The organism is Corallococcus sp. AB018, assembly GCF_003986945.1.
Taxonomy (GTDB): Bacteria; Myxococcota; Myxococcia; order Myxococcales; family Myxococcaceae; genus Corallococcus; species Corallococcus exiguus.
The window spans coordinates 22284-31822 of record NZ_RAWR01000120.1; the positions used below are offsets into that span (position 1 = coordinate 22284).

3 protein-coding genes are annotated in these 9539 nt (G+C 69.2%); 1 reads left to right on the forward strand and 2 read right to left on the reverse strand.

Translation table 11 applies throughout. The features are described 5' to 3' along the window. Positions 1–22 precede the first annotated feature (22 nt). Positions 23–256 (forward strand): hypothetical protein, encoded by a 234-nt coding sequence (locus D7Y11_RS24505; RefSeq protein ID WP_120579186.1) that lies wholly within the window; start codon positions 23–25, stop codon positions 254–256. Here D7Y11_RS24505 and D7Y11_RS24510 read toward each other — a convergent pair whose 3' ends face one another. Continuing rightward, a complete protein-coding gene (locus tag D7Y11_RS24510) occupies positions 257–706 on the reverse strand; it encodes a nuclear transport factor 2 family protein (protein ID WP_126934921.1) in 450 nt (149 codons plus the stop codon). Continuing rightward, positions 687–9338, reverse strand: a complete 8652-nt coding sequence (locus tag D7Y11_RS24515; protein ID WP_126934922.1) for a non-ribosomal peptide synthetase/type I polyketide synthase — start codon at positions 9336–9338, stop codon at positions 687–689. Before D7Y11_RS24515 ends, D7Y11_RS24510 begins: the two co-directional genes overlap by 20 nt. Positions 9339–9539 lie beyond the last annotated feature (201 nt).

Sequence of the window (9539 nt, forward strand, 5' to 3'; positions counted from 1 at the left end):
TGTCAGTTAGGAAGATGTGGCCATGGATGTGAAGGATGCCACCGTGCAGGCGGCGCTGCTTCAAGCTTGTGACGACGCGGGGCTGCCCCAGTCCCTACGGGGCTGTGTGTATCCACTGCTGAGGGATCCGGAGGGCGACTGGGCTCCCTGCTGCGGCGGGGGCTGCATGCCATGCACGTCCACGCTGGCGGACGTGGCGCTGCGCACGCTGGAGCTGCTGGGCACGCCGCGACGCTCGCCGCTGCCTCCGGGGTAATCAGCGGCGCTTGTGGTCCACCAGCACCTCCGTGCGCGGAAGCGACCAGTGCATCTGGACCATCCGCCACTCGACGCCCCGGCGTTCGAAGGCGCAGGCCACGCGGATGCCCTCGAAGGTGACGGGCCTGCCGCCCGCGACCAGGGCGATGTCCATCGCGGGCACCGTGAGGCAGGCCATCGTGGAGGGCGGTGCGCCCCCGTGCCAGAGCTGCTCCGAGCGCAGCGTCACGCGGATGTCGCGCAGGCTCCCGAACTGGGTGCGGAAGGAGTGCTCCACCTGCGCCCAGCCGATGAAGTGGAGGTTGGAGTGCGTGCCCACGACCACGATGTCGTCGTCGTGCCAGAACAGCTCGGACAGGGCCTCCAGGCTGCCCCGCTCGTAGGCCTCCACGAACGCGGTGAAGCGCCGTGAGAGCTCCGCCTTCCATTCATCCCGCGTCGAGGTCATCACGCTCCCCTCCCCTTCCCGCTGTCAGCTGCTCACGGATGAGCCGCGCCACCTCCGCCACGTGGGGTTCCTCCATGACGGTGAAGTGGTTGCCGCGCACGTCGTGGGACTGGAACGAAGCGGTCGTCAGCGCCTTCCACCAGGCCGCCGCGTGCGAGTCCAGCACCGAGTCCCGCTCCGTGGCCCGCAGGTACACGAGCGGCACCGCGTGGCGTCCCGGCGCGTATGCGGCGATGGCCTCGTTGGTGGCGAGCACCACGTCGCGCAGCCGAGTGTCGAGCTCCATCGCCGTCCGCAGCCCGTCCGCCGCGCGCGGGGAGATCTCCTGGAACGCGTCGATGAGCCGGAGCACGTCTCCCACGCTCCGGATGTTCAGCCTGTGCGAGTCGTCCACCGTCACCGTGTCGATCTGGATGACCCCCGCCACGGAGTGGCCCCGCTTCAGCAGCTCGGCCGCCATCTCGTAGGCGATGACGCCGCCCGAGGAGTGGCCGCCCAGCCAGAAGGGGCCCTGGGGCTGGAAGGTCAGCAGTTCGTCCACGTACGCGCGGGCCATCGCGGACACGTCGCGGTAGAGCACTTCGCCGGGCTCCAGTCCTGACGCTCGGAACGCGTGGACCGGCGTGTCCGCGCCCAGCTGCTTCGCCAGGGGCAGGTACGTGTAGACCGTGCCCCCAATGGGCTGCACCAGGAAGAGCGGTGTCCGTCCACGCCGTCCCTCCTGGAGTTCCATCCGGAGCGGTGCCGCCTTGGTGAGTGGCCGCCCCGTACGCTCCAGCTCGTCCTGGACCGCTCGCACCCATGCGCCCAGCGTCGGGTGTTCCAGCACCGCATGCAGTGACAGGCTCACCGACAGCCGCGTCTTGAGTTCGCGGTTGAGCTGCACGACCAGGAGCGACGTGCCGCCCAGCTCGAAGAAGTGGCTGTCCGGCGTCAGCGTGTCCACGCCGAGCAGCTCCTTCCAGAGTGCTTCCATGGAGGCGTGGACCTCTTCACGGCTGAGCGGCCGGGGCTCGTTCGTGACTTCAGGCCGAGGCAGCCGTGGCGTCTTCTCCGCCAGCGAGTACCGCTTGCGCTCGAAGGGATACGTCGGCAGCACGACGCGCCTGCGCGGCCCGCTGCCGCGCACCACGTCCCAGTCCACGGGGAAGCCCGCGGACCAGAGCTGTCCCACGGCATGGAGCAGGGCCTGTTCATCACTCTCCGGTGGATGACGCCGTCCCGTAGACACTCCGAGCGTGTGCAGCACGAGCCGCTCCCGCCCTACCCGGTGGTTCAACAGCGTCAACGCTGAGAGCGTCTGTCCCGGTCCCACCTCCACGAACAACCGCTCGCGGTCCTCCAGCAGCAGCTCCAGCCCCGAGGAGAACCGGACCGTGTGCCTCAGGTGACGGGCCCAGTACGTGCGGTCGTGCGCATCGTCCGCGGTCAGCCAGGTGCCCGTGACGTTGGAGATGAGGGGAATCGCCGGGGACTTCGGGCGCATCGACCTGGCCAGGTCCGTGAGCGGTTGCATCGCGGGCTCCACGAGCGCGGAGTGGAACCCGCTCGCGTTCGGCAACCGCTTCGTCCTCACGCCCCGCTCCCGCAGCCGCGCCACGAAGTCCTCCAACACCTCCAACGCGCCGGACACCACACACTGCCCGGGTCCGTTGACCGCGGCCAGGGACAGTCCAGGTGGCAGCGCCTGCGTGAGCACGCCTTCCGACAGGGGCACGGCCAGCATGCCGGACGGTGGCAGTGCATCGCAGAGGCGGCCGCGCAGCGCGACCAGCGACACGGCCTGCTCCAGCGACAGGACGCCGGAGAGACACGCGGCGGCGTATTCCCCAAGGCTGTGGCCCAGGAGGCTCGTCGGGTGGAGACCCCAGGCACCCAGCAGCCGCGACAGCGCGTACTCCGTCGTGAAGATGGCGGCCATGCCCAGCGAGGGTGCTCGCAGTGCTTCCTCCGCCTTTGCTCCGCGCTCGTCGGTGAGCAGCACGGCACGAAGGTCGCGCTCTATCTCCGGACCGAAGAGGGCGGCGCATGCATCGAAGGCCTCGCGATACGCCGGAGCGCGCCGGTACCACGCCGCACCCATGCCCGCCTCCTGGGTGCCCGTCCCCGGGAACAGGAAGCACACTTCAGGATACGGGGACGAAGCGGGCTTCACGGGCTCGTCCCGCCGGAGCTTCGCGATGGCCTCCGCGGGTGTCTCGCACGCGATGGCGCGCCGGTATCCGAACGCCGTCCGTCCCTCCTGCAACGTGTACGCGACGTCCGCCAGGGGCTGCTCCGGATGCCGTTCCAGATGATCCGCGAGCCGCCGTGAAGCCGCGTTCAATGAATCCCCGCTCCGCGCCGAGAGCACCAGCACTTCCGCCAACGTGCTCACGTCGACGGTGGGCGCGGGGCGTGCCTCTTCGAGGACGACGTGCGCATTCGTTCCTCCAATGCCAAACGCGCTGACGCCCGCGAGACGTGGGAAACCCTCAGGCAGGGACCACGGCCGCCCTTCGCGACTCACGACGAAGGGCGAACGCTCCAGGCCCGCTTCCGGATGGGGCTGCTCGAAGTGGACGGTGCCCGGGAGGAAGCGGTGCTCCAGGGCCAGCGTCGTCTTGATCAACCCCGCCACCCCGGCCGCCGAGTCCAGGTGCCCCACGTTGCTCTTGAGCGCCCCCAGGACCACCGCGGGCTCCGACGCCTCACGGGCTCCGAAGGCGAGCCGCAGCGCCTGGACCTCCAGCGGGTCGCCCAGTGGCGTCGCCGTGCCGTGGGCTTCGACGTAGGTGATGTCACGAGCGGCAACGCCCGCGTCGGCGTGTGCTCGCGTGATGACGTCGCGCTGGCCCTCCACGCTAGGGGCGGTGAAGCCGACCTTGGCGTTTCCGTCGTTGTTGATGGCCGAGCCCCGGATGACGGCATGGATGGAGTCTCCATCCCGAAGCGCATCCTCCAGGCGCTTGAGCACCACGATGCCCACGCCGCTGGAGGGCACCGTCCCCTGCCCCTTCGCGTCGAAGGGACGGCAGTGTCCATCCGGAGAGGTGATGCCACCTGCCTCATGGAGATAACCGGACGGACCGGACGCGAAGAGGGAGATGCCTCCCGCCAGGGCCACATCGGATTCGCCCGCGCGCAGGCTCTGGCAGGCCAGGTGCACGGCCACCAGTGACGTGGAGCAAGCGGTCTGCACCGTGAGCGCGGGCCCACGCAGGCCCAGTTGATACGCCGTCGCCGTGGCGAGGAACTGCCATGGATTGCCCAGGATGGACCGGTACGCCTCCGCGGCCACGGACAGCGAACGGAAGCGCGGCATCACCTGATCCAACCAGTAGCGCGGCACTCCCGAGCCCGCGAACAGCCCCGCCTTGCCGGGCAGCCGCTTCGGGTCGTAGCCCGCCGCTTCGAGTGCCTCCCATGCGCACTCCAGGAACATGCGGAGCTGCGGATCCATCAGCCGCGCGTCCAGTGGGCTGTAGCCGAAGAAGGCTGCGTCGAAGAACTCGACGTCCTCCAGCAGCCCGGAAGCACGGACGTAGGAAGGATCGTCCAGGAGCTGGGGATCCTCGCCCGCATCGAGCAGCGTCTCCCGGCTGAACCGGGACAGGCCCTCGCGGCCCTCCACCAGCAACGTCCACAGCGCTTCGACGCTGGGTGCTCCCGGGAACCGTCCGGCCGTACCGATGATGGCGATGGGGCCAGAGGAACGTGCGAGGGTTCGCGCGGGCTCCGGCGTCACCGGTTGCACGGCAGAGTCCGCGTCCAGGTGCCGCGCGAGGGATTCGATGGTCGGGAACTGGAACAGCGTGGCCATGCTCACGCGGATGCCCAGCTCCGACGCCAGCGCGGACTGGACCCGAGTGAGCAGCAGCGAGTTCCCACCCGCGTCGAAGAACCCCTCCTGCCTGCCGACGCGTTCCACGCCGAGAATCCGGCACCAGATGCGCTCCAATGCCTTCTCACGCTCCGTGGACGCGGGCGCTTCGGGAGCAGCCTGGGCATTGCCGGAAGGCAACGGCAGCGCGTCGCGGTTGAGCTTCCCTGTCGGCCCCATCGGAAACGCCTCCAGCAACACCCACTCCCGGGGAACCATGTGCGGCGGAAGTGTTTCACCCAGCGATTCCTTGAACGCAGGTGTCAGCAGACGTGACGCCGAGGCGGCATCCCGGGGGATGACGTAGCCCACCAGGTGCCGCTCTCCCGCGAGCAGCCGGGGTTCGACCACGGCGTCCCGGACATCCGGGTGCTTGCGCAACGCGGCCTCGATCTCGCCCAGCTCGATACGGAAGCCGCGCAGCTTGAGCTGGCGGTCGGAGCGCCCGTGGAAGTCGATGCCGCCGTCCGGGCGATGACTGGCGATGTCTCCGCTCTTGTAGAGGCGCGCGCCCGGTTCGGAGCTGAAGGGATGCGGGATGAACCGCTCCGCGTCGAGTTCGGGGCGGTGCAGGTATCCGTGCGCCAGCCCCTTGCCTCCGATGTAGAGCGCGCCACGCACGCCTACGGGGACCGGCATCAGGGTTTCATCCAGCAGGTAGACCTCGTAACCGGAGAGGGGTGTCCCGATGGGGTACGGGCCCTCGCCGGCCATGCACTCCACGGTCGTCGTGAAGACCGTGGCCTCGGTGGGCCCGTAGACCTGGATGAACCGGCGGCCCGGAGCCCACGTGTCCACGAGCCGCGCGGGAAGCTCCTCGCCTCCAATCGCGAGCGTCTTCAGGTCCGGAAGCGCCCGCCACGCCATGGAGCCCAGCGCAGACGGCGTGAACATCGCGGTGTGGATGCGCTGGGTCTCCAGGAAGTCCGCCAGCTCCTCACCGGCGGCCACGTCCTCCTGGGCCATGAGGTACAGCGTGGCGCCGGAGGAGAGCGTCGGGAAGATCTCCGCGACGGAGAAGTCGAAGCCATACCGCGCGCACTGCGCCACGCGCTGTCCCGGTGCGAAGCCGAAGTCCCAGGCCACGGTCTCCGTCAGGTGCGCCGCGCTCCGGTGGCTGATGCACACGCCCTTGGGCTGCCCCGTCGAGCCGGAGGTGTAGATGACATACGCGAGGTCATCCCCGGTGACGTGGACCCGTGGCGTGTCCTCCGGACCGCCGCGCACCTGCTCCAGCGCGACCACCGGGACGCCCACACCGTCCATGAGCGCGAGCGTCGTCTCCTGCGCGAGGATGAGCCTCAGCCCCGCGTCCCGCACCGTGAACTCCAGCCGTGCCCTGGGATAGGCGGGGTCCAGCGGCACGTAGGCCGCGCCCGACTTCAATGTCGCCAGCAGGGCGATGATCAGCTCGAAGGAGCGCTGGACACAGACGCCCACGAAGTCTCCAGGCCGGACGCCCTGGGAGATGAGGTGATGGGCCAGCCGGTTCGCTTCCGCGTTCAGCGTCCGGTAGCTCAGGGACCGTCCCTGGAAGACGAGGGCCGGCGCGTCTGGCGTGCGCACCACCTGTGCTTCGAACAGGGGGTGCAGACAATCCGCGTGCGACACGTCCCGCACGGGTCCATGAGCCCAGGCGAGCACTTGTGATTGCTCCGCCTCCGAGAGCAGCGGCAACGCCAAGACCCGTTGCTCCGGGTCCTGTGCTGCCTCGCGCAGCAGCGTCACGAAGTGCTGACCCAGCTGGTGGATCATCCAGGGCTCGAAGACGTCCAGCGCGTACTCCCACCGCACGGACATGCCGTCGGGCCGCTCATCCAGTTCGATGGAGAGGTCGAGCTTCGACGTCCCTGTGTCGACGTCGTGGGGCGCCACCCGCCAGTCCGACGCCGGCACCGCGATGCGCGGCTCCAGCGTGCAGCTCACCTGGAACAACGGGTTGGCGCCAGGGATGCGCGCCGGGTTCACCGCCTCCACGATGCGCACGAGCGGCGCGTCCTGATGTTCGAGCGCCTCCAGGCAGACGCGGCGCACCTGCGCCAACAGCCCCCGGATGGTCAGCCCCTCGGAGAAGCGCAGCCGCAGCGGCAGCAGGTTCACGAAGTGCCCGGAGATGGCCCGAGACTCCGCGCGGCTCCGCCCGGAGAAGGCACCGCCGACGATGAGGTCCTCCGCCCCCGAGTAGCGGTGCAGCAGCGCGCCGAACACGGACAGCATCGTCATGAAGAGCGAGGAGTCCTCTCCACGTCCCAGCGCCTTCACGGACTCCAGCAGGTCTCCGGGGATTCGCACGACGTGCTTGGCCCCGCGGAAGCTCGGGACCTGGGGGCGGGGATGCTGCATGGGGAGTTCCAGGTGCGGAGCCCCCGCGAGCGTCTGCTTCCACCAGTCCAGGTGCGATGCGATGGCCTCTTGGTAGCGGGCCCCCTGCTGCCAGACAGCGGCGTCGCCGTACTGGAGCGGCAGTGGCGGCAGCGAAGGTGCCTCCGTCAGGTAGAACCCGTGCAGTTCCTGGAGGAACGCCGCCATCGTGAAGCCATCCACGATGAGGTGATGCATCACCAGGGCGAGGCGGCTCTCCGCCGCGCTCAATCGCATCCACGTCGCACGTAACAGCGGCCCGTGCTCCAGGTCGAAGGACTCACGCGCCTCCTGGGTGGCCAACTGCAATGCCTTCGCGCTCCGCAGGCTTCCGGGCACAGCGTGCAGGTCCACACGTCGCAGGTGGAACTGCATGTCCGGATGCACGCGCTGGAACGGACCGTCCGGAGTGGAGCCGAAGGTCGTCCGCAGCACTTCATGCCGGGCGATGAGTGACCGGAACGCGCGCTCCAGCGCTTCGGGCTGGAGGTCACCGGGCAGATACAGCGTGAAGGGCTCGTTGTAGACGGCGCTCCGGGGTGCCAGCTGCTCCAGGAGCCACAGTTGCCGCTGGGAATCAGACAGGGGCAGGGGCTGTGTCCGGTCCACCGGGACGATGGGGGGTACATCGATGCTTCGCATCGTTCCCCGCGCCGCTTCCACCGACCGCGCCAGCTCCGCGATGTTCGGACTGTCGAAGAGCGTCCGCACGGGCAGACGGACCGACACCGCCTGCTCCAGCCGCTCAATGAAACGGATCGCGAGCAGCGAGTCCCCGCCTGACTCCATGAAGCGGTCCTGCGTTCCCGCCTGCTGCGTCCCCAGGACCTCCGACCAGACGCGAGCAATCTCCTGCTCCAGCAGCGTGCGCGGTGTCTCCCCCTCCCCCGAACCAAAGCGCGGCACTGGAAGCCGCGAGGGGTCCACCTTGCCGCTGGCGTTGAGCGGCATGTGCTCCAGCGCCATGACCGCATGGGGAAGCATGAAGTCCGGCAGCTTCGTCCCCAGATACGCGCGCAGCTCCGCGTCCTCCACCCCGCGCGGTGAGACATACGCGACGAGCCGCTTGTCGCCCGGGGAGACCTCGTGCACTCGGACCACGGCGTCACCGACTCGCGGGTGGGTGCGCAGGACGCTCTCGATCTCCGCCAGCTCGACTCGCGCGCCGCGAATCTTCACCTGGTGGTCCACCCGCCCCAGGAACTCCAGGTTGCCATCCTGGAGCCACCGCGCCCGGTCTCCCGTCCGGTACATCCGCGCCCCGGGCACGTCGCTGAACGGATCCGGCAGGAACCGCTCGCCGGTGAGGACGGGGCGGTTCAGGTAGCCCCGCGCGAGCCCCTCTCCGCCCAGGTACAGCTCCCCCACTTCGCCCACGGACAGCGGCTTCCCCGCGTCGTCCAGAACATGCAACTGGAGCCGAGCGAGCGGTCTGCCGATGGGAATGGACACGCCCGGCTCCGGAGGCGCGAGGAGCTCATACGCCGTCGCGGAGGTGGTGCACTCCGTGGGGCCATAGCTGTTGAGCAGCCGCTGGGGCTTTCCCTTCGCCATGACTCGCGCCACCCACTTGGGGTCCAGCACGTCGCCGCCCACCATCAGGACACGGAGCCCACCGAACGCATCCGGGATGGCGGCGGCCAGTTGATGGAACAGCGACGTGCTCAGCACCGCGGCGGAGATGGCATCCCGCTGGAGCTTCGCCGCGAGGAGCGGAGGCGACAGCAGGGTATCCCGTGAAACCAGACACAACGTCGCGCCGTTCAGCAGCGCGCCCCAGACCTCCAGCGTCGAGGCATCGAAGGCATACGAAGCGGCCTGGAGGACTCGGTCCTCGCGCCGGAAGCCCATGAAGCCTTCGTCCAGCACCAGCCGCGCCACGCCCCGGTGCGGGATGCACACACCCTTGGGCCTGCCCGTGGAGCCGGACGTGTAGAGCACATACGCCAGCGAGTCCGGCCCCGCTCCGCTCGTCACGTTCACGGCATCCTGCGCCTCCAGAGGTTCATCCGAAGAGGGAGGCTCGACGGCGTGCCCATGGAAGCGCAGCCCCTGGACCGCCTCACGCCGTCCGACGAGGACCCGCACCCCGGAGTCCGCCACCATCGCGGCGAGCCGCTCCGGAGGATGACTCGGGTCCAGAGGGAGATAGGCGCCTCCTGCCTTCAGGATGCCCAGCAATCCCACCACTGTTTCCGGTGTGCGCTCGGCGAGGATGCCCACGGGCTGGTCGAGCCCCACACCGAGCGCCTGGAGCCGCCGCGCCAGCCGGTTCGCGCGCCGGTTGAGCGTGTCATAGCGGAGCACACCGCCGTCAGAATGCAGCGCCACGGCCTCGGGTGTGTTTCGTGCGTGCGCTTCAAAAAGCGTGGCGATGCCCAGACGCGGGTGCGCGGAGATGGAATTCATGATGAGTCATTGCCCCCCACTTTCTCAACGCACTGCCCCGGGAACCTTCGCCGTGGCCCCGGCATGCCGTACGCTAGAGCGCCGATCAGGTTACGGCGAGGGAGCAGGCAGGCGATAGGGGATCGACGCGGGCTGGGGTCGCGTGCATAGGTCGCCACCTTCGGAGGTGGCTCATGGAACGCTGGAAGCCGACTGTGGAGC